General features: G+C 36.4%; 19 protein-coding genes and 2 riboswitches. Of the genes, 5 read left to right on the forward strand and 14 right to left on the reverse strand.

What is annotated here, in order from left to right; translation table 11 throughout:
* Positions 1-8: 8 nt before the first annotated feature.
* Positions 9-659, reverse strand: a complete 651-nt coding sequence (locus CACET_RS14580; protein ID WP_044824527.1) for a [Fe-Fe] hydrogenase large subunit C-terminal domain-containing protein — start codon at positions 657-659, stop codon at positions 9-11.
* 415 nt (positions 660-1,074) lie between these two features.
* Here CACET_RS14580 and dinB point away from each other — a divergent pair, with 415 nt between their 5' ends.
* Complete coding sequence (gene dinB, locus CACET_RS14585) at positions 1,075-2,277, forward strand: DNA polymerase IV (protein WP_044824526.1); 1,203 nt, start codon at positions 1,075-1,077, stop codon at positions 2,275-2,277.
* Positions 2,278-2,537: 260 nt separating this feature from the next.
* Here the strand turns inward: dinB and gcvT are convergent, their stop codons facing one another.
* From gcvT to CACET_RS14610, 5 genes are all read right to left on the reverse strand, one after another.
* On the reverse strand, positions 2,538-5,186 hold the full coding sequence (gene gcvT / locus CACET_RS14590) for a glycine cleavage system aminomethyltransferase GcvT (protein ID WP_044824525.1): 2,649 nt from the start codon (positions 5,184-5,186) through the stop codon (positions 2,538-2,540).
* 121 nt (positions 5,187-5,307) lie between these two features.
* Positions 5,308-5,387: riboswitch (glycine riboswitch) on the reverse strand.
* Between the two features lie 3 nt (positions 5,388-5,390).
* Positions 5,391-5,515: riboswitch (glycine riboswitch) on the reverse strand.
* Between the two features lie 130 nt (positions 5,516-5,645).
* Positions 5,646-6,167: a DUF1097 family protein gene (locus CACET_RS14595; RefSeq protein WP_044824524.1), complete on the reverse strand. Its 522-nt coding sequence runs from the start codon at positions 6,165-6,167 to the stop codon at positions 5,646-5,648.
* A 176-nt stretch (positions 6,168-6,343) separates the two neighbouring features.
* Entirely contained in the window at positions 6,344-6,544 is a 201-nt protein-coding gene (gene thiS, locus CACET_RS14600; RefSeq protein ID WP_044824523.1) for a sulfur carrier protein ThiS, read from the reverse strand.
* Positions 6,544-8,247: an aldehyde ferredoxin oxidoreductase C-terminal domain-containing protein gene (locus CACET_RS14605; RefSeq protein ID WP_044824522.1), complete on the reverse strand. Its 1,704-nt coding sequence runs from the start codon at positions 8,245-8,247 to the stop codon at positions 6,544-6,546. The genes thiS and CACET_RS14605 overlap by 1 nt, the downstream gene beginning before the upstream one ends.
* Before the next feature lie 38 nt (positions 8,248-8,285).
* A complete protein-coding gene (locus tag CACET_RS14610) occupies positions 8,286-9,440 on the reverse strand; it encodes an iron-containing alcohol dehydrogenase (protein ID WP_044824521.1) in 1,155 nt (384 codons plus the stop codon).
* A gap of 231 nt (positions 9,441-9,671) precedes the next feature.
* On the opposite strand from CACET_RS14610, the gene CACET_RS14615 reads away from it, so the two are divergent.
* Positions 9,672-11,204: a PucR family transcriptional regulator gene (locus tag CACET_RS14615; protein WP_044824520.1), complete on the forward strand. Its 1,533-nt coding sequence runs from the start codon at positions 9,672-9,674 to the stop codon at positions 11,202-11,204.
* Between the two features lie 448 nt (positions 11,205-11,652).
* Here CACET_RS14615 and CACET_RS14620 read toward each other — a convergent pair whose 3' ends face one another.
* Together CACET_RS14620 and CACET_RS14625 are read right to left on the reverse strand one after the other, a co-directional pair.
* Positions 11,653-13,128, reverse strand: a complete 1,476-nt coding sequence (locus CACET_RS14620) for a protein adenylyltransferase SelO (protein ID WP_044824519.1) — start codon at positions 13,126-13,128, stop codon at positions 11,653-11,655.
* 113 nt (positions 13,129-13,241) lie between these two features.
* Positions 13,242-13,445 (reverse strand): hypothetical protein, encoded by a 204-nt coding sequence (locus tag CACET_RS14625; RefSeq protein ID WP_044824518.1) that lies wholly within the window; start codon positions 13,443-13,445, stop codon positions 13,242-13,244.
* A 217-nt stretch (positions 13,446-13,662) separates the two neighbouring features.
* Between CACET_RS14625 and CACET_RS14630 the strand changes: the two genes are divergently transcribed.
* A complete protein-coding gene (locus tag CACET_RS14630; protein ID WP_044824517.1) occupies positions 13,663-13,875 on the forward strand; it encodes a hypothetical protein in 213 nt (70 codons plus the stop codon).
* A gap of 188 nt (positions 13,876-14,063) precedes the next feature.
* Here the strand turns inward: CACET_RS14630 and CACET_RS14635 are convergent, their stop codons facing one another.
* Positions 14,064-16,037: an ATP-dependent DNA helicase gene (locus CACET_RS14635; RefSeq protein ID WP_044824516.1), complete on the reverse strand. Its 1,974-nt coding sequence runs from the start codon at positions 16,035-16,037 to the stop codon at positions 14,064-14,066.
* A 417-nt stretch (positions 16,038-16,454) separates the two neighbouring features.
* Between CACET_RS14635 and CACET_RS14640 the strand changes: the two genes are divergently transcribed.
* Positions 16,455-17,099 carry a DUF3786 domain-containing protein gene (locus tag CACET_RS14640; protein WP_044824515.1) on the forward strand — a complete coding sequence of 215 codons (645 nt, stop codon included), beginning with the start codon at positions 16,455-16,457 and terminating at the stop codon, positions 17,097-17,099.
* Between the two features lie 77 nt (positions 17,100-17,176).
* Here the strand turns inward: CACET_RS14640 and CACET_RS14645 are convergent, their stop codons facing one another.
* Positions 17,177-18,628, reverse strand: a complete 1,452-nt coding sequence (locus tag CACET_RS14645; protein ID WP_044824514.1) for a phospholipase D family protein — start codon at positions 18,626-18,628, stop codon at positions 17,177-17,179.
* A gap of 338 nt (positions 18,629-18,966) precedes the next feature.
* A complete protein-coding gene (locus CACET_RS14650; protein WP_052661353.1) occupies positions 18,967-20,781 on the reverse strand; it encodes a MutS-related protein in 1,815 nt (604 codons plus the stop codon).
* Between the two features lie 604 nt (positions 20,782-21,385).
* Between CACET_RS14650 and CACET_RS14655 the strand changes: the two genes are divergently transcribed.
* Positions 21,386-23,386: a methyl-accepting chemotaxis protein gene (locus tag CACET_RS14655; protein ID WP_044824512.1), complete on the forward strand. Its 2,001-nt coding sequence runs from the start codon at positions 21,386-21,388 to the stop codon at positions 23,384-23,386.
* Between the two features lie 69 nt (positions 23,387-23,455).
* Here CACET_RS14655 and eutM read toward each other — a convergent pair whose 3' ends face one another.
* Genes eutM through CACET_RS14670 form a run of 3 tightly spaced genes read right to left on the reverse strand, consistent with a single transcriptional unit; the run spans position 23,456 to position 25,938 of the window.
* Positions 23,456-23,755, reverse strand: coding sequence for an ethanolamine utilization microcompartment protein EutM (gene eutM, locus CACET_RS14660; protein WP_044824511.1), 300 nt, complete (start codon positions 23,753-23,755; stop codon positions 23,456-23,458).
* Between the two features lie 21 nt (positions 23,756-23,776).
* Entirely contained in the window at positions 23,777-24,427 is a 651-nt protein-coding gene (locus CACET_RS14665) for a phosphate propanoyltransferase (RefSeq protein ID WP_044824510.1), read from the reverse strand.
* 2 nt (positions 24,428-24,429) lie between these two features.
* Entirely contained in the window at positions 24,430-25,938 is a 1,509-nt protein-coding gene (locus tag CACET_RS14670) for an acetaldehyde dehydrogenase (acetylating) (RefSeq protein ID WP_044824509.1), read from the reverse strand.
* Positions 25,939-26,424: the final 486 nt, after the last annotated feature.

Consider the following 26,424-nt stretch of genomic DNA (forward strand, 5'->3'; position numbering starts at 1 on the left):
ATTATTTTTTAAAGACCATCTCCATTATGACAGCCATCTTGACATAATAATAACTCGCACAACTCAATCTCTCTACAAATATCATTAGAGATAATATTTTTAATCACATGCTCTATCTCCTCTTCCCCACTAGCTTTTTCCACCTTCATTGCTAAACTGTCAAAAAAACCAAGGGGAATAGGAGAAGCAGATAATTTTTCATCTATCATTTTGTAATCAATATTCTTTTTAAATTGTTTCCAAGTTAGAAATTCCATCCCCTCACAAAAAACAGCTTCTCCAAAATCTACCAACTGAGTGCATGGCGTTACGATGGTCAAAGTTGCGGTTTTTGAGTCTTTTTTTATATGTTTTTCATACAATTCATGAGCACAGGCAATAAGAATTGGATCAATGGGTGCTATTTTATCCAGTGCTTCAGGATATTTTTCTTTAATATATTGAATAATAGCAGGACATCTAGCATCTATTACTGGCTTATGTTTTGTACCTTGTATATATGCTTTGTATGCATTTCTTATCCTATCTGCTTGATTGCTGCAGGTAACAACAGTATATCCTTGATCTTCAATGTGTTTTAGTAACTTATAGTAGTCACTACCCACTATGCTTTCTACTACTGGATTAAGCCAAACAAATTGTTTTTTGTGATTTCCCATAAAAACCTTCCCCCATACACAGATATTTGCACACATTCATTCTAGCGAACCTTTTTATTGATTTAACTTCTTTTTTGTTAATGATTATCATAATCATTAATTTGTTATAATATTATCATATTTTTCTTTTTTTTACCATACTTTTTAAATTTCTTTTTCAACTTAAAAGAGCCTGTCAAGATGATGCTTATCATCTCAACCGACTCTTGTTTATACTATTACAGCCTAACTTCTATCCTCCTTCATTAAATTTTAACAAATCTTTATAATTTGCTACACACCTCCTTGTGCATACTATGCTAGACTTATTAACAAACCTATTTGTAAACAAACTCTATGAAATGATATAATTTCATTGTAAAAGTATAGTAGTTTTTCAATAAAGTAACAAACTTCTACGAAAGGACTCATCGCTATGAAGAAAGTAATATTTCTTGTTGATATGAACGCATTTTTTATATCCTGTGAGATGACTAGAAACCCTGAGCTTATTGGTATCCCTGCAGCAGTAGCAGGAGATCCTCAAAAACGCACAGGGATTATTTTGGCTGCCAACTATGAGGCAAGAAGTTTCGGGGTGAAAACCGCTATGGTACTTCACGAGGCTTTAAAGCTTTGCCCTGATATAAAACTGGTTCCACCTGACCATCATTTCTATGCTGAAAAATCAAGGGAAGTTATGGATCTTCTATCTTCTTACACCCCTCTTATTGAACAGAACAGCATCGATGAAGCATGGCTGGATATGACAGGCTGCGAGAGACTTTTTGGAGAACCTATAGTATCGGCACAAAAAATTATGGATCATATACATAGTGCACTAGGGTTATGGTGCTCTATAGGGATATCAGAAAATAAGTTTCTTGCCAAAATGGCTTCTGATATGAAAAAACCTTTAGGTATTACAGAGCTTTGGCAAAAAGATATTAAAGATAAACTGTGGCCTCTTCCTGCTAAGTCTATGCATGGTATTGGAAAGCAAACTGCTGAAAAACTTTCAAATATAGGTATTGAAACGATAGGGGATTTAGCTCTTTTAAATCCAGGGTTTCTTGTGAAAAAATTTGGGAAACTAGGTGGTGAGCTTCATAAAAAAGCTAATGGAATAGATCCTTCATCTGTAATATCTCATGCTAAAGATGAAGTAAAATCCATCGGTAAGTCTACGACACTTTCAGAGGATCTCTATGATATAGAAACTGCCAAAGTGGTATTGATGCAGCTTGCTGAGGAGGTAGGAATGACTGCTCGTCAGTATAATAAAAAGGGATGTACTGTACAAATTACTATTAAGTATTCAGACTTTCAAACCATAACACGTCAAATGACTATACCACCTACTTATTTAACGAAAGAAATTACATCTATTGGTATTCAACTTCTTAAACAGAACTGGAAGCCTTCCGCTCCTGTACGATTGCTTGGTATTAGTCTTAGTGGTTTTGATAAAGATTGTAGATCAAATCAAATTTCACTGTTTGATTCACTTGATATAAATAGTTTTTCTAATAAAGAAGAGAATCTTGAAAAAACTATGGATAATCTGAGAAATAGGTATGGCATGTCTAAGATTAACAGGGCAACATTATTAAAAGCTGTTAAAAAACAAGAACCGTAAAAAGCTACAAGTTTATAGAAAACAAAAGCCCACAAAGACTTCTATTTCACTAGTCTTTGTGGACCTATAAAACAAATAGTATCAATCTGTCAGACTTATATGCTTTTGCCGCAACCAGCACACATGTTCATTACTTATCATCCCTATAGAGATCAAAATTACACCCTTTATATATCTCTGGAAATCCACACTACTGCTGTATTCAATCGCTAACCCCCTAAAACAAAGGGGCTGCAAAAGCAGGTTTGTAGTAAATTATCTTACAGATGAATACCTTTAACTAGCTTGTTCAAGCTGGTACCGATCTCCTCATCTGTAAAGCAATACTTCATACTGGTAAAACCACTTCTTAATTTTTTTACATCTTCCTTAGCATCTTTATTTCTCAAAACAATATCCGCTATAATTTCAGCTAACTGCTCAAACTCTTTTTTATCAAAACCAAATCTCACCATCTCAGAAACCCCAATACGTAAGGCTCCTGATGCAGTAAAGCCTTCTTCCTCTGGTGTTGCTTGATAGTTTACAATAATGTTGTTGTCTTCTAATCTGTTGGCTATCCCAGGACCTATACCGTAACCTACGTTGACCATAACCTGGTGGGTTTCAGTATAAGATATCGCAGGATCTCCTACCACATCTAAACCAGCTTCCTTTAAGGCTTTTGCAAAATGTTTTGCATTTTCAATGATATTTTTTTGGTAATCATCCTTAAAGTAATTCATCTCGTAAGCTGCCATCAAAAGTCCCAGCATGGTTCCCAAATGGTGATTGCTGACACTTCCAGGGAAAGCTCTTCTTTCAATGGTTTCCCAAAACTCGTATTTAAAATCTTCCTTTTGATAGTTTCCAGCAATAATTCCTCTTTGTGTACCAAAGAACGTCTTGTGCGTAGAACCAGTGACAATTTCAGCTCCCTCAGCAAATGGATTCTGGAAGTAGTCCCCCGCTAATCCAAGAACATGGGCCATGTCATACATAATCGTCGTATTAATTTTTTGTTCATCAACAAATTCCCTAATTTCCTTTACTGGTTCTTTGTGCAGTACCATACTTTTTCCAAAGATGATAAGCTCTGGTTTATACTTATCAATAACTTTCTTTGTTTCTTCAACATCTATTTTAAAATTATTATCCTTTAATACAGGGAAATTCACTACAGCAGATTTTTCGGTAACAGGGTCAATAGCGATATAATCATGTAAAGCACCCATAGGCTGTGCACTTAGATGACCACCTTTAATAATATGGTTATTTAAAACATAACCCAATCGACTTGCTTCCCTCTTGCGATTCACTCTATTTTTATAATCCATTAAAGCACTGAAAACGGCAGTATTGGCCATTTGACCACTAATCACCCTTGTCTCAACTTCTGAACAATTAAAGTATCTTTTTAATTCCTCTACTAATAGATGCTCTACTTCATCTATGAATTTTGTACCTTGATAATAGAAAACATCATAATCATAGAAGGACTTTATTTTTTTATGTTCAGCATATCTAAAGGAAGGATCCATAATAGACAGCATTCTTACAGCACTAGAGTGGGATTGCTCAGAAGGTATCAAGTTGATACATTCCTCTTGGCGCCACATGTGATTTTCCAAACTTTTCTCAATCAAGTTCAACGCTTTTGTTTTATAGTCTGATGCCGTATCAACTTTATATATTTCTTCAAAACCATAAAGAATAGGTCTAGCAAAAGGTGGTGCATCCCCTCTCAAATGATAAGGAGCTATCGCTGCCTTTGCCTTCTTTCCACGAATCTCAACCTCCACCTCATCGTTTACTAAAACATCGCTGTTGACAAGAGCAAGACCGATAGACCTCATACCTTTTTCCTCTTTTATGACAGTGTCTAACCCCTGCCCCTCTGTTTTAAAGTAAGGTGCCATCGTACCACTAGTTACAAAGCCTACCTCTACCCCATCTTTATATACTTTACATCCGTTTCTGGCAATTCCCTTTCCCAGCAAGGCAATAGACTTGATCATCCTTGGTAAATGAGAATTGTCTGAGAAGTCTCTTTTTATTATTCTCTGTAGCGCCTCAAACTGTTTTAGTAATGCTTTTTTACCAATGTACTCTCCTTTTGCTTCAGAAAAGCTGACAGCAAATTTAGCTAATGGTACAGAATAAATAGGAATTTCCTTGCCATCGATATCTAAACCTAGTTCATGACCATAAAGCGGATAACCAGCTTCCATCCTTAAGGTATCCCTTGCTCCAAGTCCCGCAGGTGCTGCACCCTTTTCTATTAAAAGGTTCCAAATAGCAACAGCCTCCTCAGATTTGACAAACAGTTCAAAACCTATAGGTTCTCCTGTATAGCCTGTTTTAGCAACCCGTACTTCTTTGCCATCTAACGCAACAATATTAAGGGCATTTTTAACAGGTTCCGTTAAATAAGCGTCACCTGAAAGTTTCGCCAAAATATTTTTTGAATCAGGTCCTTGTATAGCAATCATTGCAAGTACATCGGATTGATTGGTGATTTGAGCATCAAAGTCTTTGATCACTTCTGTTAAATGTGCCCAATCCTTCTCAGCATTGGCTGCATTCACCACCAACAAATATTCTTCCTCATAAAAACGATACAGGTAAGCATCGTCCAGAGCACCGCCGTTTTCATTAGGGATTATCGTATATTGAGCCTGATTCAAATCTAGAGCTAGAACATTACTGGTTAATACATACTGTAAAAACTTCACTGCTTCTTTTCCAGTGATCACAAATCTTGCCATGTGGGAAATATCAAAAATTCCTGCTTTTTGTCGTGTATAAAGATGCTCCTCACTAATACCCGCTGGATAATTAACAGGCATTTCCCATCCACCAAAGTCTACCATATTCGCCTTTAATCTTAAATGTTCATGAAAAAGTACGGTTCTTTTTAAAGTCTCCATAATTTCCTCCTTGTATTTTTTGATTTTTTCTCTTATTCTGCCATATAAGTATCGGTTTTCTTCCTGTTTTTCGTTTGTTTGACAATAAAAAAGAATGCAAAGCTAATAAAAGCCTTACATTCTCTGTTTGTTTACCTGAGAGTATCGCTATATTGAATACAACTTTCTCCTTCGGCGCCTATTTATTAGGTCTTTTCAGAGGTCCATCCAACAACGATACTTTTGCCTGAGAGTTTCTATGAAGCTTCGGCAATCTTCATATTGCTCCTTCGGCTATCAAAATGAATGATTCATACATGAATTCACTTGATATCTCCCGTTGCCATCATCTGGTCTAATATTTGATTAAATAGAAATAGTTCGAATTATTAATAAAATTATACCACAGCTAAAATCATAAGACAACCAAATTAATTTTGCACACTCCACTTCATTAGGTAAATAGAAGCTGCTCTTCTGTTATGCTTTTACCTTCTCTGTATTCATTGCTTTACTTGCTTGTTTTTTACTTACATACCGGGATAACATAATCACACCACCTATAAAAAATGCTCCTCCTAAGTACAAAGCTATTAGCCATTCAAATGTAGCTTGTTTTGCTGGAACAAGGGCAACTGTGAAATATCCAAAGGAATAGCTGTTAAATAGGGTGTGAGACAAATCTTCCAGCACCACCAATAAGAATACGGTAACAAACACCATAATGAAAACCGCAGGTTGTGCTGTAATTCCCCTAGATGTTAAGATTCCTACACCAACAATCAATATCTTTGCCATAAGCAAGCCTGTGGTAGCACCTATAAAGATTGACTTAAGTTTCTCAGTTTTTGCACCAGACATAGTAAAGAACATTAGCGACAAGAATGCTGGCCACCCACTATGTATTCCAATTGTTTCTAGCAAAAACAATGTTATACACAACCATGTTGCTACAATCAAACCAATGATCATTCTGCGTTTTGATATTTTCCTGTTTTTCATTTAACCCACCCCATATATGATTTATTTTGCTTTATATTGGTGGGTTAGCTTCTCCCACCCACCATTTATAAATTTATTGTATATAATAATTTCACCAATTATGTAATACATTGTAAAACAAAATATACAACCAACCGTTCCTTTTGTTTGTTTATAAGATAAGCTTTTAATAGGAACTACCCTCCTGAAATCACACGGAGAAGAGAAATTTTCATATGATCTTTAGCAGTTATCATTTTTAGATCTATATGTGGTATGACTTGTCCGTCAACCACTACTATTACCATTTGATCTACACTCTCTCCAGCTAAATTCAATATATCTACTACGGTCATACCTTCCCGAAATTCAATTTCCTTATCGTTTACTTTTATCATTAGAAATCAAACAGAGCATCTAATTCTACATCATTGATATCAAATTTTGAGCCTGTGGCAATTGAACGCTCTTTATAAAAAAACTCGGGAAGTCTATCATCTGCAGCTGTAAATCCTGCCATTTTATTAAATGCTCTTTCTGTTAGTATTGTTTTCACTCCCATTGTACTAACTCGGGTAAAGTTGGTGTCTCCACCATAAAGAGCACCCATTAATTCTCCTAGAAGTGGCAATGCTGGTACCACATGTGCAAACGCAAATATACACATCATACTATCTGCAAAACACATAGCAACCTGTAATTTGTTAGAAACATAAGCTTGTGCGGTTCTTCCAGTATCATCAAAGGCTCTGCCCATTGTAATACCTGCAGTGTGGTCTGCTCCCATAGGGCTTGTAGCATAGGTTATACCTGTACCCTTTGTGTTTCGAGGTTCATATCCTGCCAAGGACTGATGCTTAACAACAGGAATTCTTTTGCATCCAAGTTTTTTACCTACAGCCTCACAGCCTTTTCCAAGGAGACTTCCAAATTCAGTACCTTCCTTTAGCTCGTTTAATAATCCAATAACCGCTTCAGCATCTCCCCACTGAATTTTCTCTGTTTCCATGCACATTGCAATAGTATTTGCTACTTCAATTGTATCTACACCTATGTCGTCGCATAGCCTATCCATTTTTGCAATTGCATCTAAATCTGCTATATGCAAGTTTGGTCCAAATAGAGCAATTGTTTCATATTCAAATCCCGAAGTTAAGTACTCTCCATTTTCATCATTATAGGAATTGGAACACTGCACGATACACCCTGGCTGACATCCAATTTTATTCTTTCCACCTCTAGTAGCTAGATTCTCCATAAACTTATTTGATCCAACTTTCTTGTATTCAGGGAAAAGTTTTCCTGAGAAGTTATCCACTGGAAGAATTCCATTTGCCCCAGTTATATCCACAGTTGCGACAGTACCGATGTTTCTAAATGGATCCGTTTTTGCTCCTTCTCCTACCAATTTATTAAGTTTCAAACATACTTCAAGGAATTTTTCTTCATCAGCGTACTGAACTTGAAACTTTTCTTCAGGACTTTCTATTACAATTGCCTTTAGACCTTTGCTCCCCATTAAAGCTCCAATTCCACCTCTGGCTGCAGCTCTACTAGGATGTCCTGACTTAAACTCAGAAACTTGTATAGATGCAGTTTTATATAATCTTTCTCCTGCACTACCTATAGAAATCGTAGCTACTTTGTCTCCATACTCAGCCATTATTTTTTCAACAAATTCGTAGTTATTTACCCCTTTGTATTGACATGCATCTTTAAGTGTCGCTACACCCTTTGCATCTATATGTAATATCCATAAACCTTTCTTTTCAGGAACATTAAGGACCTCTATCATTTTAAGCCCATGGTCCGCCAATTGATAAGCTGCATAACCACCAACGTTACTTTCCTTGATTCCGCCGGTTAGTGGACTTTTTCCCCCAACTGACATCCGATGAGCTGTTGTGAATTTTGTTCCAGCAAACACTGTTGTACAAAATATAAGTCTATTCTCGCTCCCCAACGGATCACACTGAGGAGGAACATTTTTCATCATGTATTGAGCGATTAACGCGCGACCACCAAGATCTTTAAATTCTAGGTCCATTTTTTCCTTTATTACCGTTTGACTCTTCATATCAACAGTTAATTTTGACCACATAACCTAACCCTCCATATTCTTGTTAATTTTATATTCATTTACGCGTCATAAGCAGACTTTAGTATTTCTGCAATCTTTGCAGCTGTAATCCTATATGGAACCAAAGCGAATCCTGTATCTGCTGTCACCAGCGGAGCTATCTTTACAACATCTTCCAGTTTTAAACCAAGTTCTTTCATGTTTGGTATATCCAACGATTTTAGAAAACTTCTTATAGCATTTTTTCCTATTAAACCAATTTCTTCAGGTGTGGCATTCTCTAGTACTTCAGCGCCAAAGCATTCACATATCATTGCAACCTTCTTCCATTCAGTCTTAGAAGTATACTCTATAACTTCCGGCAATGCTGCAGCACAAGCTAGTCCATGAGATACATGGAATTTAGCTCCTAAAGTATGTCCTATACAATGTCCTAAATGCACAAGAGCATTAGTAAATGCCATACCTGCATACATAGATGCAAGAATCATATGCTCCCTTGCTTCAAGATTTGAACCATCCTTGTATGCAATTGGAAGCCATTTCACGATTCCTCGTATTGCTTCCCTTGCTAGTGCATCTGACATTGGATTTGCGTTTCCACCAGTCATAGACTCAACAGCATGTGCCAAAGCATCAATTCCAGTTGCCGCTGTTATTTTAGGAGGAAGCCCTAACGTTAAATCAGGGTCAACGATTGACAGACTTCCCACGCAAACTGGGCTAACAATACTGTCCTTGTTACCTCTAGAGGTACAGGATATAACACACATATTGGTTGCTTCACTCCCAGTTCCACTTGTAGTGGGAATAAATATTAGTGGAAGTCCTGGCTTAAGGTTTTTCTGTACTCCAAAGTACTTCATAATTGGAGGAGGATTGTTTATCAGTACATTAATTCCTTTTGCAGTATCCATAGAACTACCACCACCAACTGCAACAATGCCATCTACTCCCTCAGACTTTGCAATTTCAGCTGCCTCTTCAATCATTGTATCTGGTGGGTCTGGAACAACTTTATCAAAGATGACTGTCTCTACCCCTGCACTCTGAATATTTTGTACTATTACATCAGCAATTCCTACATCCTTGAGTCCTTTGTCATAAACCATTAAAACTTTTTTACATCCCATCTCTCTTACTTTGATACCTGTTCGTAATGAGGCTCCACTCCCCATAATTGCTGGAACAAATACATTAAAAGATGTTATCATATTACTCCACTCCCCTCTTTTATAGTTATAAACTTCAACACTGATATAACTATCATATCCTATTTATGTCTACAGGAAAATATATACAGTAACCAAAATAACACAGCAGTTTTTGTATAAATTCCACTATTCCAAATTTTTTGATTTTAATATTTATTTTTGAGTTTTATATATATCAGTGGTAATATAGTAATGATAAGAACCACAAACGATTTCAAAAGGGGGAGTTCTATGCAATGTTTAGAAATGATAAGGCTACTGCAGGAAGAGCATATAATTTCAGTTTATGATAACATCAATAATATGGGAGATTTAATAATACTGGATGTTGTTTTTTTGATTGATGATCCTGTTTCATGGAGTGATCATACCTTATATATCGGAAATTTATCTCAGCTAGAATCTCCTCCTGATCGTCCTATAATGCTCCTTACCGCAAATAGAAGTTCGCTTGAAAATATATTACCAAAGGAAAGTTTTTGTGGAATAATCAAATCAGAAGATACTCGGAAGGTGTATCAATTAGCAAAAGATATTCTATACGAAGACCTGAAGTCTGAGGCAATTTTATTTAAAGTTACACAAGCAGCCCTCCATGGTAAGAACATTATTTCTCTTATCAACACCGCAGCTTCACTAATTGGAAATGCACTGATACTTGTAGATCCAACTATGAAGATACTTGCATATTCCACCACCTTTGATATTAAGGATTTTTTTTGGCTTGATAGTATAAAGCGTAATCATTGTTCCTTAGAGTTTATGCAAAAGGTCAGATCAAATAAGGATATGCAGGAATGGAGCAAAAATGGAGAAGAATCAAGAATTATAACTTTGGAAGGAGACATCCAGCCCAAACTAGTAACCCGTATAACCCAGAATGGTCACTTAATTGGAGCCCTTGTAATGATTGTGCATCACACGCCCATTAAACCTTCTCATAGTAAACAGCTCCCTCAGATTGGAAAGATTCTATTTGAGACATTTAACAGTGGATTCAGGGATGGTACATACCAATCTTTCTACAGTAGTATTTTGTTTCATATTCTTAGCGGAGATGAGCTTTCAGATACCTTTGATCCTATGACTATGTCTAAATTAGACTTTCCTCAAGAAATGACTGTAGTCGTTGCAAGGTTTATTACCCGTATTGAAAATCGGTACCTAAATCGAACTGTAGGTTTAAAGCTGGAGAAGATTTTCCCAAAAGGATACCTTGTTCAATTTAAGAACTATATTGGTATATTGGTACCATCCATTTCTTCGAAACAACGTAATGCATTGTCTGAACTTGCTTCTGATGAAGAAATCTATATAGGGATTAGTTGGCCATTTAAAAATATTCTAGATTTCAGAAGATACTTTGCTCAGGCTGTGGTATCAATTAAACAGGCTCAAAGTTTTGAAGAAACAAATGAAGTTGTGGACTATACAAATTACTCCTTTTATGATCTTTTACACCATTGTACTGATAAAATATCTCTGCAAAATTATTGTCATCCTGCTCTACAGATACTAAAGGAGTATGACCTATGTAATAAAACGCAACTTTATATAACTTTAAAAACTTTTCTAAATTCAAATAGAAATCTAGGCACTACAGGAGAATCTCTATTTTTACACAGAAATTCCGTAACCTATAGAATCAATCGAATTATCGAAGTAACAGGTCTTAACCTTAATGATATCAATACCGTTTATTCTCTTGTGGATTCCTTTAGAATAGAAGCTTTTCTTGAAGCGGCAGACATATTTAATTCCTAGAAATTCACAAAATTCAAGAACCCTCAGACCTCCATAGGATGGTCAAAGATAACATACCAAAGAACATTTTCAGAATAATAGCCTGTCTTAGTTTTGCCCCGTTCCATTATATACTGCTTTTGTCAGACACATACATATATAGATAACCAACTACAAGGCTTAACAAAATGCAGACTGGATGCATTTGCAAGAAATGACCACAATGTTCAATTCATGTAAGTGGAAAATCCGTAAAGAAATTTGCATGTTTGAGCGGTAGCGAGTTTGCAAATTTTAGGATTTTTCACTGGAGTGAATTGCTAACATTGTTCATTTCTGAAATCGCAGGAAGGCGTATTTTGTTAAGGTATAAAATTGGTTATCTATAGTATAGCACTGATAAAAAACTAACCCCTTCTTAAACCTAGTAGATTTAAGAAGGGGTTTTTGCTTTTTAAGCTCTTCTACATCAAGTACCACAAAAAGTTCGATAAGAACAGCTTGACGTTGGAGGCAACGTTGCGTATTCATCCTGTCCTGAAGAGTAATCGTAGGGCCTTGAAAGAACATCAAGAAGTCGATGCATTACCCTGTAGTCTCCTTGTTTTACTGCTGCTTCTAACGCCTCTTCTACCCGATGATTTCGGGGAATTATAGCGGGGTTGTTCTTCCGCATCAGTAGCTGACAGGATTCCTTAGACTCTTGCTGCCTACTTAATCTCTCTTGCCATTGTTCATTCCACTTGGCAAATTCTTCGGTTTCAAACAGAGCCATATCCTCTAACCTGCCAAGCGTCAGCGCTCGGAAGGTATTGGTATAGTCTGCACGGTACTTGTGCATTATATTGAGAAGGCTCTGAATAAGGAACTCATCCTGCACTTCTTCATTAAATATTCCCAGCTTTCCCCTCATTCCCGCCAACCAATTACTATGATACAAATCAGGAAAATCTGAAATCGCACCCTGAGCCAATTTGACAGCCTGATCCTGGTTAGCATCTAATAGAGGCAGTAGGGTTTCGGCAAATCGTGCGAGATTCCATGCAGCAATATTCGGTTGATTGCCATAAGCATACCGACCTTGAGCATCAATGGAACTAAATACTGTTGCTGGATCATAGGCATCCATAAAGGCACAAGGACCATAGTCAATAGTTTCTCCGCTAATAGTCATATTATCAGTATTCATGACACCATGGATGAAACCAACTAATTGCCATTTGGCAATTAAAGCAGCCTGTTTCTTGATCACTTCCTTAAGTAATGAAAGGTATGGATTGTCATTTGTTTCAACATCTGGGAAGTGACGCTTTATTGTATAATCAGCTAGAGCCTGAAGTTCCTCAACAGTACCCCATTCTGCAGCGTATTCAAAGGTGCCAATGCGTAGATGACTGGCAGCCACACGTGTGAGAATGGCACCAGGCAATTCAGTTTCTCGAAAGACTGATTCACCAGTTGCTACCACAGCTAAGCTACGGGTAGTAGCAATACCAAGGGCATACATCGCTTCACTGATAATGTATTCTCTTAGCATCGGTCCAAGTGTTGCTCGACCATCTCCCCCGCGGGAATAGGGTGTTCTGCCTGAGCCCTTGAACTGAATATCAAATCGTTCCCCCAAAGGCGTGACTTGCTCACCAATGAGTACCGCTCGACCATCCCCCAACATTGTAAAATGTCCGAATTGATGTCCTGCATAGGCTTGAGCAAGTGGCAAAGCCCCTTGAGGAATTTGGTTTCCAGCAAGTATCTCTACTTCTTCATGGGTTTGTAAGGCTGAAGCATTTAAACCAAGAGATGTTGCCAATGGAGCATTAAAAATAACTAGCTTCGGCGAGGCTACAGGAGTTGGCTTAAATTTGGAAAAGAATAATTTCGGTAAATCAGCATAGCTGTTATCTAAATTCCAACCTGTTTCTATTGGTACTCTCTTTTCTGTCATGTTATATACCTCTCTCCTTTCCTTCTGTTCTTCCTTTATCTTTCTATATTGTAAATTTTTTTACATAAAACGAAATCTTGAATACTCTGTAAAATTTTCATTTATCTATCTTACTATATCAGTACAATACAATCCTTTTTAGTGTCTACTGCTGATAACTTACTTATACCTTTTTCGTACAAAGCAGCAGGTTTATGAAAAACATCTGCTTTTCCAATTTTCTTTGCGAGGAAATAGATATTGACCGAACTAATAAAACATTTGCCAACATTATCTATACTGCCATCAAACATACGTCGAAGGAACGCTAAAGGCATAGGATATACACTTTCTGTAAGCTAAAAGCTAAGGTATGCTAAACTTATACCCTAAAGTATAGAAACTATTAATATTTTTTTCAATGCTCTTATCTATAAAAAATCTTGTTGCATAAGATTCAATTATCCCATTGTTTACTTGCTTTTTGTGTATTATAATATTGATTGACTATGAAATATGTATCATTACTTTAAGTTAAGAAGGAGAATTGCAAATATGTCTAATGTAGAAAACAAAGAACCAGATACAAAAACTACTGAAAAGAAAAAGATGAGCTTGCAAGAAGCTATGAAGCAGATGCTTGAAGCAAAAAAACAAGGGAAAGCAAATGGAACATTTCAAGGTAATTCTTTGAATACCAACACAAGTAAACAGAGTCAGCTATCAAAAAAGACAAGTAATCAGCGTAGAAAAATGGGTAGTTCCTAAATAGAATTATCCTCTCTAACCTTGAATTTTATTACTTATCTAGTAAAATTTGATAGCCTTTAAGAGTATTTTTGAGCTTTACAATAACTAAACCACCTAAAATAGGTGGTTTTTGTATTGATCTGCTATTTTACAATGTATCTGAATGTTAGTATTTTAAAGAAGAGTTCTCTATAGGTGTGTGGCTACTACTTTGTATAGTCTAATAGCTCTTCTACTGCTTTAATTCTTGCTCCAGAAGGTAGTGCTCCTGTGACTATTTTTTCCCAAGGGGCTCCTATCACAGACTCCATGATGACTATCGATCCTCGATCATCCTTTTTTCTGATCAATCTACCGCATCCTTGTTTTAGTTTCAGACCCATTTCAGGATAATCTATTTTCGTCACTGGATCTAGTCCTTCTTCCTTTGCTTCTTTACGTTGTACTTCAATTAAAGGATCTAAAGGTGGAAAAGGAAGCTGCCAAATGATAAGAAGGGATAGTGACTCACCAGGTACATCGATTCCCTCCCAAAAACTAGCACCAATCAATACAGATGATACTTCCTCTCGAAACTTTCGTACCAGATATCCTCGCTCTCCTCTATCCTCCCATAAAATCTCGAAAGGCAGCTGATGCTCATCTAGTCCTTTTCTAATTTTCTTTACTTCATCTAAGGAATTGGTAAGAACTAGGGCACGCCCTTTATTTAACTTTAATAAAGCTACTAATTCTTTAATGCTATGGGAAAACCTAGTGCCCTCATAGCCATTTAGCTGAGATTGAGGTAAATAAACAACAACTTGTTCTTCAATATCAAAGGAACTTCCAACAGTAGAACTAGATGGGTTTTGTAACCCAAGTGTTCGAGAAAAATAACTAAAATCACCTTCATTGCTTAAAGTCGCAGAGGTAAACACTACAGGTAATCCCTTGTCCAACAAATGTGTATTTAGCATCTCACTTAAATTCCTTGGAACCACCCAAAAACTGTTATCCCACCGATCTACCCAAATGATCACATCCTTACTTCTATTTTTGCAAAATCTGTTTAATGCCACCATTACCTTTTCTATTTGAACTTCAAAGGTTTGCAGCAAACTTGCAGGGAGAGATTCTATGTATAGTTCTTGTTCAATTTGTATCTCAAGAAGTAATCTGTCTAAGGCCCTATAAAAAGCAGCTGCTGCTTTAAGTAGCATACTATCTACTCGAAGTGCTAAGCGATGCGAATGTTCACCTGCCATCACACAGTGATTAAGTCTTGAAAAAAAATCAGAAGAAGCTTCTTCTAAGGCAATCACTACTGAAATTAGAGATTCCCTAGCTCCTTGGATTTGTTCTAATATGAGGATAATGTCATCTATATCCTCCTTAATAATTTGTTGTCCTGCCTGCATGGCTGCTGGAAGCATAACCTTATGCCCCTCATCAAAAATGACTGCGGAATAGCTGGGAAGAATAGGTCTTTTACCATCAGCAATCCTTTCTTCTCGTGTCCATAAATCATGAAAGAAGATTTCATGGTCAGCAATAATTAAATCCTTCGTAGGTCGATAATGCTCTCTTGCTTTAACAAGTTTGCAAAATCCACGACTAGAACACGTATCACAAGACATAGACTCATCCCAACCTATCTGCCTCCACGTACGATCTGGTATCAGTGGCATTTCTGAACGTTCGCCATGCTTGGTTTTCTCTAGCCATTGACGAATCTCATTAGACATTGTGTCTGATGTGTCAGTAAAAAAGCTTCTTGATTCATTTACCCGAACATCGCAGATATACTGCCGTGGATCCTTTGCCATCCGTGCATCTATCTCTAATCCAAGTATACGAGAAAGCGTCTGAATATCTCCTTTCGGTCCTACAAGCTGTTCTTGAAGTGCTGCCGAGGCACATGCAATCACTACAGGTTTCCCACTGAAACGAGCATAGGCGATTGCTGTAAGTAAATAGGCAAATGTCTTACCTGTACCAAGTCCCGCTTCAGCTAAGTGTACTTTTTTATTGCAAACTGCATCCGCAAGTTGAAAGGCAGTAAATATTTGTTCCTCCCGAACTTCATAGCCATGTTCTGGTAGGATATCATAAAAAACATCACCAATCCATTCAGTTAATTTATGTAAAAATTCTTCTTTTTTATCGTACTCAAAGAGTGCTTTCAATCTTATAGACATGTTTTATTCCTCCTGCTTTGCTATGCAGATTTATTTGATTCTTGTTGGGCTGCATCATTTATTGTATCCCCAAAAGTGATGTCTTATTATAGATATCCAAGTTGGAAACACTTATAAACAACTAATTATTTGAGTTGTGCAATTACTTGATGTAGTGATAAAAATTAAATATAACTAAAAATATTGCACAAGTCAAGCTACATGGATAATTTATGCATAATTTTAACCATTAGGTTGGACATCTATAAAATCTATTGATTAAAACAATATATAAGAGTGTTAGACATCAAGTATAGAAGCGTGATAAACTATAAGAAATGAGATGGATATTTTTTCTTCTCCAAGAAATTTTTTCAATTATCTGCAAACCTTAAATAGTTTATGCTATAAGATTAAAAATAAAGGAGGTTCTTACTTATGAGTGAAGATAAGAAAAATAATTACAAGCTTTGTTATGAAAATTTGTGTTTAGAATTTGCCAAGCATGATCCCACAGAAATGGCAATACAAAGCGGTGCCTTATATGATGCTGATAAAAAACAATTTACCTTAACTTACTTAAATAGAGAATATCTCATCTCTTATCCAGCAGGAAGCATTCAGCTAAAAGAACCACATGAGGAAAGTCCTCTCCTAGATGATGAAAAGTGTGGTTTAAAAATTTTACTTATTAGCTATCTTCACCGGTGTACTAAGACGCCACTTGTAAAGAAATGGGTGCCTTTTAGAGAACTTAAAGGCGTTGGTCATACCTACGATCATTTTGCTCGCCAAGGTATCAGTAAATTAGTAGGTTTTTTTGGAAACAAAGGAGAGCTTTTTTCAAAGGCTGTTTCTAAAATTGGAGGCAAAAAATATCCTTCTGGAGATATAGGCTTTGAAATTAATGTATTGCCCAATCTACCAATAGTTTTAATTTTATGGTTGGGAGATGAAGAATTTGACGCCACTGCTGCGGTTCTTTACGATCCTTCAGCTGTACAACAGTTACATGTAGAAGACTTAGCTGTTGTAGGCTCTTTAGTAGCTGATGAACTTATTTGGATAGCCAATAAGCTATGATGACTAATTGCAAAATAAAAATCCCACTGCTTTAGCTGTGGGATTTTTCAAGTTCTAATGTTACAATTACCTATGGTTTAAAAAGTTGATAATCCGCTCCACTCTTGAAAACGATACATCATGGTTTTGAAGAAATTCTCTTCTTGGTATTTTGAAAAATCAACAGTATAATTCCCTTCTTGATTTTCCCATATTCTATCAAAGTACTCTAGTACATCTCCTGTTATCCTGCTCTCCTTCGGTGCTACTATTTTTAAGTTTGTTTCTAAGTTATAATCTCCGATATTTCTAACAGTAAAGTTTGCGGAACCGCCTATGATGGTGGCTGCATGATCATTTTCAATCACCATCAACTTTGCATGATATTGTTCTCCATAGGTATTATACCATTTCACTTGTATTTTACCCTTCGATTTTTTCACTAATTCTGTTGCAACTTGCCTATTGGGTATGCCATTTTTTTCTATGCCAAAAGCATCCTTATTTGCATCAAGTATCAATCGAATATCTACCCCTCGATCAGATGCTTTGATTAGTTCTTTTATAATCCTTCTCTCAGCTAAATAAAACATACCTATGGTAATTCTATCATCAGCTTTGGTGGCTTTTATTCCATCGACAATATGTTGTCTTATTTTTCCTTCAGTAATTACCATGACTTTGATATCTTCTATAGTACTTTCACTGCTAATATACTCAATATCCTCAAAATCATTACCTGAGAATTTTGCTACAGCTTGTTCTGTTTTTATTAAATCATTAATGACTTCCCCTTCTACCTTAAAAGCAATATTGGAGTGATAAGCACTTGCATCATGAGGATTTGCAGAGGTCACAATTGCTGCCTTATCTGTAATCAATACTTTTCTATGATTCGCCTTAAATTTTAACAGCTTTAAGTAAGATCGCAATGTCACTTTTGGAGAATCTTCACTAAAAGGATTTCTAATCCATCCTTTTCCTTCTGTTCCAAACCACTGTAAAAATGTCTTCCAAAAACCTGAATACAAAGGATTGGGATTTCTCATTTTCGTAGAATCAGTAACCACTACATCGATGTCATTACTCTTTAATTGCTTTAAGTGATTGGATTCATAGGCACCATAAAAATTATTGATCTCATCTGTTATAAACATTATTTTTAAATTAGGGCGTTTTTCCTTTTGTTGTATCAATGTATCTGTCAGTTTCTCCGATAGTTTAGGAAATTCATTTTTTCTGCTGTAATCATCATTAAACAAGAACATATCTATAATAATGAATTCCTCCGCCCCTTCAATTAGATCTATTAATTCTTGGAAAATTCTATGCTCTCGTACCACTTCCCCATTTTTCTTATAGGATAGATCATATATAAATTCTATGTTTGATACATCACTGAAGGATCCTTCGTAAGAAGTACCCTCTGGCATGGGAATAAAAAAGCTATTAATTAACAAGACTGTTAATAAACTTAGCAACAATCCTGCCTTCAACAATTTGATGTTTTGCTTTTGTACGGGTATCTCCAATAATTTTAATTTTTTCATCACATCACCTCCATGATCCTATACTCAGTATAGCTTATTCTGTGACTTAGTGTAAGCTTAATTCATATTTTTATTGAGGAGGTAATGTTTTATCATCCATATTGCCTATAGATAACCAACTACAAAGCTTAATAAAATGCAGACTGGATGCATTTGCAGGAAATGACTACAATGTTCAATTCATGGAAGTGGAAAATCCGTAAAGAAATTTGCATGTTTGAGCGTTAGCGAGTTTGCAAATTTTAGGATTTTTCACTGGAATGAATTGTTAACATTGTTCATTTCTGAAACCGCAGGAGGTCGTATTTTGTTAAGGTATAAAATTGGTTATCTATAACCTACGACTCATCTTTTATTTTTATTCCCGCCATTTTGATAAGATGTAGCGCATTTCTTGTAGTAGAAACTCCACTTCTTAGCTTATAGTCAAATCTTATCTCATTATCTTTATAGTACTCTTGAAAATGATAATTTTTCACACTTCCCTTACTTTCTTGTTCAATATCTGCCAGTTCAAGATCATGGGTAGATATTAGCCCCATAGCTCTATCTTGATCCAACTGCTTTATAAGGAACTTAGCACCTAGATGACGATCATGAGAATTGGTTCCTTTAAACACCTCATCTATCAGAAAAAACACTTGTCCACTATTTCGGGCTGCCGCTACGATCTCTTTGATCCTTAACAGCTCTCCATAAAAGGAAGAGATTTTCCTCTCAAGGTTATCGCTGATTCTCATGCAGGTATATAAATTCACTATAGAACATTTCATAGAAGAAGCACACACAGGAGCCCCTGCATAGGCCAGGACTAAGTTTATGCCTACTGTTCTTAATAAAGTGCTCTTTCCTGACATATTGGAGCCAGTGATTAATAATATCCTCGAGGGTTCTTGGATAGCAATATCATTGCATACCTGACCCTTGGCAATCAATGGATGTCCTACTACTTTTCCCAGGAAAACTGAAGGACTATCTAAAATCTCTGGAACAGTCCATTGAGGATAATCATGACCTATATTTGCTAGGCTTGACAATGCCTCCATTGTTCCTATTGTATCTAACCACTTCTCCACAAATCTTCCTGATTGGTTTTTCCAAGCCTCCAAACCAATCATACATTGATAATCCCAAAGGGTTAAAATATTTATAGGAAAAAACGCTAGATTATTTCTATTTAGAATTCTATCTGTAAGCTTTTCCAGACTTTTCAGCTGTTGACCAGCAGTCAGCCCTTTATTATTCACTAAACTTTGCTGTAGTTCTTTTAAATGTTCAGCATGAAAATTTCCTTTTTCAATATAATCCAGCATCCTACTATATACTCTAATCATGTTTTTATAGGTGTATACTAAGTCCAATGTCTTGCTTCGTCTTTTCATATCTATTAGAAGCAAAAGACCTTGCAGCGTTACTGCCAGTATGGCTACGGATTTAGGCACGATATTTATTAAATATGCCATGACAAGAAGGCTCATAGTAATAATAGGTAGTGACCTTATCCCTACTACTACCCATGCATTGGAGAAACTTCCATTGGCATTGGTTGCCCATTGGAGGAACCTCTCCTTATTCATATATCTGTTATCAATTAACAAACCCTCTACTTGAAGTCTTTGCCTCCACCAGCGTTTTTTTGATAGTTCTTCAACAGCCTTCTGTCGTTTATTGATTACATCTTTTTTATTCTCTGGCTCCGATAACATCTTAGCAAGAGCAATTTTTCCCATAGGTGTGGTAGATCTGCTTACCCATTGAAAAAGAGAACCTTCTCCAAATATATCTAAGTCTTCACTAAACCTATGCTGTCTATTTTTAAATTCAGCTCCATCATCTTTAAAATCCGTCCAATCTCCATCTAATCTTTTGATGGAATCCTCATTGATGGTCTTTAATAAAGTAATATAATCTTCGCTCCTTTGAAGATTGTTGTAGATACTTACTAGATAGATGAATACAGCAATAGATATAAAGAATATAATCAAAGCAATGAGACTGTTTCTTGAAGCCACAAAAAATATTCCATTAATAACCCCTATGATCCCTGCCAATAATCTCAGGTTTCCAAGAGTATTTATGGATTTTGCTAACTTAGATATTGTTTTAGAATAATAAGCAACTCTTTTTTTATAAATGTTCCTAATCTTTTCCAAATAAAAACTCCTTTCAAGACACAGAAAAATCCCACTGCGCTTCCCTGATCTGTGTCCTCACTATTATATATCTCCTAAAATCACTTTATTAAGACATCTTTTAGCAACTCCATTTGCTTTGTCTTTGCATTTATCATAAAATATATCTTCTACCTTCCCAATATTAGCCTTACTGCTAATCCTCTTTTTAATGAACTCCTCTACGTCAAATGAAGGAGTTGGAAACAAATAAAAAACCTTGTAAAAGCAAAGAAATTACTTCTATCTAGTATAGTACTTATTTTTAGTATACAAATTAACTTCTTTACTTATAAAGCAAAATCCTTTAAATAGTCGTAAATGCTGTGTAATTAATAAAGAATACTATTAAGTTACTGATAGCATGTAAAGATTTCAATGGAAATCATTAAAATAAAAAGCAAAAATTTCTTGATAAAGCATGGGATTTATTATACAATAAGACAGTAATTTGTAAAAATTTGTAAATATATACAGAATATTGTCTAAAAAGACAGAAAGGTGTCTGTATAATGCAAAATTCAAAAAATATATCTTTTAACACCTCAAAAAAATTTATTTAAATCTACCATAGGGGGCAGACCACATGAAACTTAAAGCTAAATTGTCTATCACTTTTATTGCAGTATTTTTAATCATTCTTATAGCTAACTCCTTTATTGGCTATTATGATGCCAAGGAAAATGTAGAGGAGCATATATTTACTTATCTAAATGCTGAAGTAAAAACGACTTCTTTATACATTGATGAGTGGTTGGAAAAAAAACTCTTATCAGTAGAAACAGTAGCAAAAATTGTTGAAAAAGAAGAGATGTGGGAGACTTTATTTTCCTTTCAAAACTATAATCCTTTTTTAAGACCTACAGGGTTTGATCAAAACATGAATCATTTTTATCTAGCATTGGAGGATAGCCGATTTACAACTGGAAGTGGCTTTGTACCTACGGCAGATTATATTGCTAAAGAAAGAGATTGGTACCGCGTAGGAATAAAAGCACAACAGGCAACCTTTACAGAAACCTACGTAGACGCAAATACTGGTAATATCTCTGTGGGGGCTACTGCTCCTTTGAAAAATACCGAGGGAGAAGCAATAGGGGTTGTAGCAACAGATATCTACCTAGAAGCCTTAACAGAATTGATTAAAACCATGACCTTCGAGGGATTAGGCTATGCCTTTTTGTTAGGTGAAGATGGCACAGTACTGGCACATCCTCAGGATGAAATGGTAAATACCAAGCTGCAAGAGCATGAAAACTATCGAGAGATTTTTTATATTATGCAGGAGCAACAAAATAGCGTTGAAGAGTATGAGGACAATGGTATAGAAAAACTTATGATGTACAACAAGATTCCTACTACCAATTGGACCTTTGGTATTGTTTTTGATAAGGCACTAGCCTATGCACCCTTAAATAGTTTGCTTCAAAAATATCTTCTAATGATATTGATAGGTACAATACTTATTACAGTTATTTCTCTAATGGTTTCTACAAAAGTAGTCAACCCCATTATTGGTTTATCGAAAGTGATCAATCAACTATCAAACTATGACTTGACCTTTGATGAAAAGAATGAAGCAGTAAAATATTTAGATAGAAAAGATGAAATAGGAAGCATTACCAATGAACTGATGAGGATGCGAGATAATCTTGTAAGCTTAATAAAAAGCACCGCAGACCTATCTCACAAACTAGCTTCATCTTCCCAACAATTAACCGCCACCAGTCAGCAGTCAGCTATGGCAGGGGATGAAGTAGCTAAAACTATTGAAGAAATTGCTAAAAGTGCCAATGATCAAGCAAAAGATACAGAGGACGGGGTATTAAAAACAAGTGAGTTAAGCGAAACTATAGAAGAAAATTCAAAAGATATAAGCAGCATTAATCAAGTAATGCAGCAATTAACACATTTAAAAGATGAAGGTATGACCATCATAAAAGCACTTACAGATAAAACAACCAATAGCAACAATGCAATACAAGTCATCTACAAAAGTACTACTGATACCAATCAAAGTGCAATAAAAATTAGTGAAGCCAGTAAAATTATTGAAGGCATTGCAGAACAGACAAATTTACTAGCACTCAATGCAGCTATTGAAGCTGCAAGGGCAGGAGAAGCTGGAAAGGGCTTCGCTGTAGTCGCTGAAGAGGTTCGAAAACTAGCGGAACAATCTACCTATTCAGTAAAAGAAATAGATGGGATGTTAAAAACTTTACAAGGGGATTCTCAAAAAGCTGTTGAAATTATGCAGGAGGTTCTATCCACCATTAAAGAACAAGTCGAAAGTGTGGAGATGACGGAAAGTAAGTTTACTGGTATTGCTGAGCAGGTAGAGACCGTCAAAACCGTTATCAACAAATCAATGATTTCTGTAGAAACGATGGATCAAAATAAAAATGAATTAGCGGATATTATGCAAAGACTAGCAGCAATAGCTGAAGAAAATGCAGCTGGTACAGAAGAGGCCTCTGCTTCTGTAGAGGAACAGACTGCTGCTATGGCGGAGATCGCCAGTAGTAGTGAATCCTTAGCACAATTGGCCGGAGAAATGCAGGAAAGTATTGGAAAATTTAAATATTAAACAACAGAAGGGCAGAATTTTATTTCTGCCCTTCTGTTTAAGTCATAGTTTAAGTCATAATAATGCTTCTTATTTTACATCTTCCTTTACTATTTTTCCTGCTGGAAGGATACCTTCAACCTCAACATGTGGACGTGGAATAACATGCACTGAGATCAATTCTCCAACTCTTTGTGCAGCTGCAGCTCCAGCATCTGTCGCCGCTTTTACAGCACCAACGTCACCTCTTACCATTACTGTCACTAAACCGCCACCAATGTGCTCTTTACCAACTAGATAAACATTTGCTGCCTTCACCATTGCGTCTGCAGCTTCAACAGCTCCTACTAAACCCTTTGTTTCTATCATTCCTAATGCATCATATTTCATTTTTTATTCCTCCTAGATTTTTTATTTTAGTATTTTGATTTTTGATGATGAATGAATATGCATAGCATTTGCTTCTTCTGTATCCACATGAAACTCTAAAGCAGAAGCATCATTTGCTCTAATAGCAACATTACTATAGGTACCGCCTCTTAATCCACTTATTTCAACTGTGACCACTTCTCCATCCTCCACGCCTAAACGCTTAGCATCTTGGCAGTTCATATGGATGTGTCGCTGTGCTACAACCACACCTTCTGTGATTTGAACAGAACCCTTTGGACCAACTAATGTAATCCCAGGCGTTCCATGCAAATCCCCTGATAATCTGATCTCTGGGGCTACCCCCAACTTAAAACAATCTCCTACTAAAACTTCTACCTGCGTGTAACTCCGGACTGGACCAAGAACTCTGACCTTTTCAATTGCTCCCTTTGGTCCACAGATTGTTACTGTTTCCTTACAAGCATACTGCCCAGGCTGTGACAAATCTTTCATTTTAGCCATCTGATAACCTTCTCCAAATAAGCAATTCATATCTGCCTGTGACAGGTGAATATGGCGGTTGGAAACCCCTACTGGAATTTCATAGGTTTCCTCTGTTTTTACTGCTGAAGATGTATTTACTTCAAGGGCCTCTAGTAAAAGCTTTAAGATAGCTTCTTGATTCTCCATCCTTAGTTGGCTCCCTTCATAGCTTTTACGATTTCATTTACTAGGCTCAAAAGCTTTTCATGATCAGTACAATCTATTTTCAGTCCTTTGAAGGAAGGGGAATTTCCAGGGGGATTTAGTTCAGGATAGCTAAAAGACGCATCAGCGGAAGCTAAAGTACTACAATCCTTCAGACCATAGGCAACTCTTTTAATATTGACCAAATGCATTGGTGTAACATTTTCAGAAACTGAGCTTCCTCCCCATGTACCACAACCTAATGTAAAGGAAGGTATGAGACCAGTGCTGGCACCAGTTCCCCCTTGAGCACTGCCTGTATTTACTAAAATACGAGCGGCTGGCTTTTTGGCAAACTTCATTACCATATCTCTATCTTCCGTATGAAGACTCATGGTATGTCCTATGCCGTTTTGAAGTAGTTGTATACTAAGTTCACATGCCTCATGCCAATCCTTCACCGTATAGAAGGCAATAACTGTGGTTAGTTTTTCATAGGATAATGGATATTCCTCACCAACCCCTTGCTGCTCCCCTATTAAAATCTTTGTTCCTTCTGGAATAGAAATTCCTGCTGCCTCAGCAATCACCTGTGGAGACCTGCCTACAAACTTAGCATTCATGGTGTGTCCATTTTTAAATAACAGCTTACAAACTTTTTTCGTTTCTTCTGCTGTCATAAAGTATCCACCCTGCTTTTTAAGCTCAGCGATCACCGCTTCACGGTTACATTCTTCCACAATGATGGACTGCTCCGAGGCACAAATTGTACCATGATCAAAGGTCTTACTTGCAATAATATTGCTAACTGCTTTTTGAATATTAGCAGTTCTTTCAATATAAGCTGGTGAGTTGCCAGCACCTACACCTAATGCAGGCTTACCTGCACTATAGGATGCCTTTACCATCCCTGGTCCTCCAGTTGCAATAATCATAGCAATATCCTTATGCTTCATTAGTTCATTTGTAGCTTCCATTGTTGGCGTGGAAATACTGCTTATGATATTTGCAGGTGCTCCTGCTGCTGCTGCTGCATCCTGCATTAGATTTACAGCCTTAAGTGTACATTTTAACGCTGCAGGATGTGGTGAAAAAACAATTCCATTCCGTGACTTAATGGCTATAATTGCTTTGAAGATAGCTGTAGATGTTGGATTGGTTGATGGCACGATACCCATTAATAACCCCATAGGTTCAGCTATATCAATTACCTGCTGGTGTACATCTTCTCTAATAACACCAATTGTCTTCATATCTTTAATTGCATCATAGAGCATCACAGAAGCCATATGATTTTTATAGGTTTTATCTTCAACTTTACCAAAACCAGTTTCTTCTACCGCCATTTTAGCTAGAGAAACTGCGTTTTCCTTGGCTACGCTAACCATGTTGTATAAAATCTTATTGATTTGTTCTTCAGTATAGTCAGCAAGCTGATTTGCAGCGATTTTTCCTAATCTTGCAAGGTCTCTTACTTCTTGTACTGAACGTAAATCACGATCAATGTTCTCCAATCATAACCCTCCTTTTCTTAAAGCTCTGTTAAAGGTAGCTATTGCTACTGAAAAAATTTCTCAGGGTTGCAATCAGCGTCATCTTAGAGATAGCAAAGGATCTATAATCAATGTATAAGTCAAGATCCTTCAGTTCCTTCAGGATGACAAAGCCTCCATCAGCTGTTACTGTAATTATCTAGCCAAAATATTTAACAGGGCTTTTCACACAATGAATGATTCTCGTAATACTTTCTAAATTCTGTTATCAATAAATTCTTATCTGCCCTAGAAATTTTTCTTCCTATTATACCGAAGTCTTTATATTCACGGGCTAGATTGCGGAGTTTTATCACCTTGAATTTTTTAAGAGCTTCTATCATTTCTTCTAAGCCATATTCAAGTACCATCTTATCTACTGCTTCCTTATGGTGCAGCTCATTGAAGTTCACCTGTGTTAAAGCACTTGTTTCTTCTTGGGCTATTTCTTCTTGAGCTATATTCACC

This window comes from Clostridium aceticum (genome assembly GCF_001042715.1).
GTDB lineage: Bacteria > Bacillota > Clostridia > Peptostreptococcales > Natronincolaceae > Andreesenella > Andreesenella acetica.

Excerpts from the sequence above, each read along its gene's own strand:
- CACET_RS14640 (WP_044824515.1), top strand. The coding sequence starts at position 16,455 with ATGAGTGAAGATAAGAAAAATAATTACAAGCTTTGTTATGAAAATTTG.
- CACET_RS14665 (WP_044824510.1), bottom strand. The coding sequence starts at position 24,427 with ATGGAGAATCAAGAAGCTATCTTAAAGCTTTTACTAGAGGCCCTTGAA.
- CACET_RS14620 (WP_044824519.1), bottom strand. The coding sequence starts at position 13,128 with ATGACAGAAAAGAGAGTACCAATAGAAACAGGTTGGAATTTAGATAAC.
- CACET_RS14615 (WP_044824520.1), top strand. The coding sequence starts at position 9,672 with ATGCAATGTTTAGAAATGATAAGGCTACTGCAGGAAGAGCATATAATT.
- CACET_RS14595 (WP_044824524.1), bottom strand. The coding sequence starts at position 6,167 with ATGAAAAACAGGAAAATATCAAAACGCAGAATGATCATTGGTTTGATT.
- CACET_RS14605 (WP_044824522.1), bottom strand. The coding sequence starts at position 8,247 with ATGTGGTCAAAATTAACTGTTGATATGAAGAGTCAAACGGTAATAAAG.
- CACET_RS14580 (WP_044824527.1), bottom strand. The coding sequence starts at position 659 with ATGGGAAATCACAAAAAACAATTTGTTTGGCTTAATCCAGTAGTAGAA.
- CACET_RS14625 (WP_044824518.1), bottom strand. The coding sequence starts at position 13,445 with ATGCCTTTAGCGTTCCTTCGACGTATGTTTGATGGCAGTATAGATAAT.
- dinB (WP_044824526.1), top strand. The coding sequence starts at position 1,075 with ATGAAGAAAGTAATATTTCTTGTTGATATGAACGCATTTTTTATATCC.
- CACET_RS14610 (WP_044824521.1), bottom strand. The coding sequence starts at position 9,440 with ATGATAACATCTTTTAATGTATTTGTTCCAGCAATTATGGGGAGTGGA.
- CACET_RS14645 (WP_044824514.1), bottom strand. The coding sequence starts at position 18,628 with ATGAAAAAATTAAAATTATTGGAGATACCCGTACAAAAGCAAAACATC.
- CACET_RS14655 (WP_044824512.1), top strand. The coding sequence starts at position 21,386 with ATGAAACTTAAAGCTAAATTGTCTATCACTTTTATTGCAGTATTTTTA.
- gcvT (WP_044824525.1), bottom strand. The coding sequence starts at position 5,186 with ATGGAGACTTTAAAAAGAACCGTACTTTTTCATGAACATTTAAGATTA.
- CACET_RS14635 (WP_044824516.1), bottom strand. The coding sequence starts at position 16,037 with ATGTCTATAAGATTGAAAGCACTCTTTGAGTACGATAAAAAAGAAGAA.
- CACET_RS14630 (WP_044824517.1), top strand. The coding sequence starts at position 13,663 with ATGTCTAATGTAGAAAACAAAGAACCAGATACAAAAACTACTGAAAAG.
- eutM (WP_044824511.1), bottom strand. The coding sequence starts at position 23,755 with ATGAAATATGATGCATTAGGAATGATAGAAACAAAGGGTTTAGTAGGA.
- thiS (WP_044824523.1), bottom strand. The coding sequence starts at position 6,544 with ATGATAAAAGTAAACGATAAGGAAATTGAATTTCGGGAAGGTATGACC.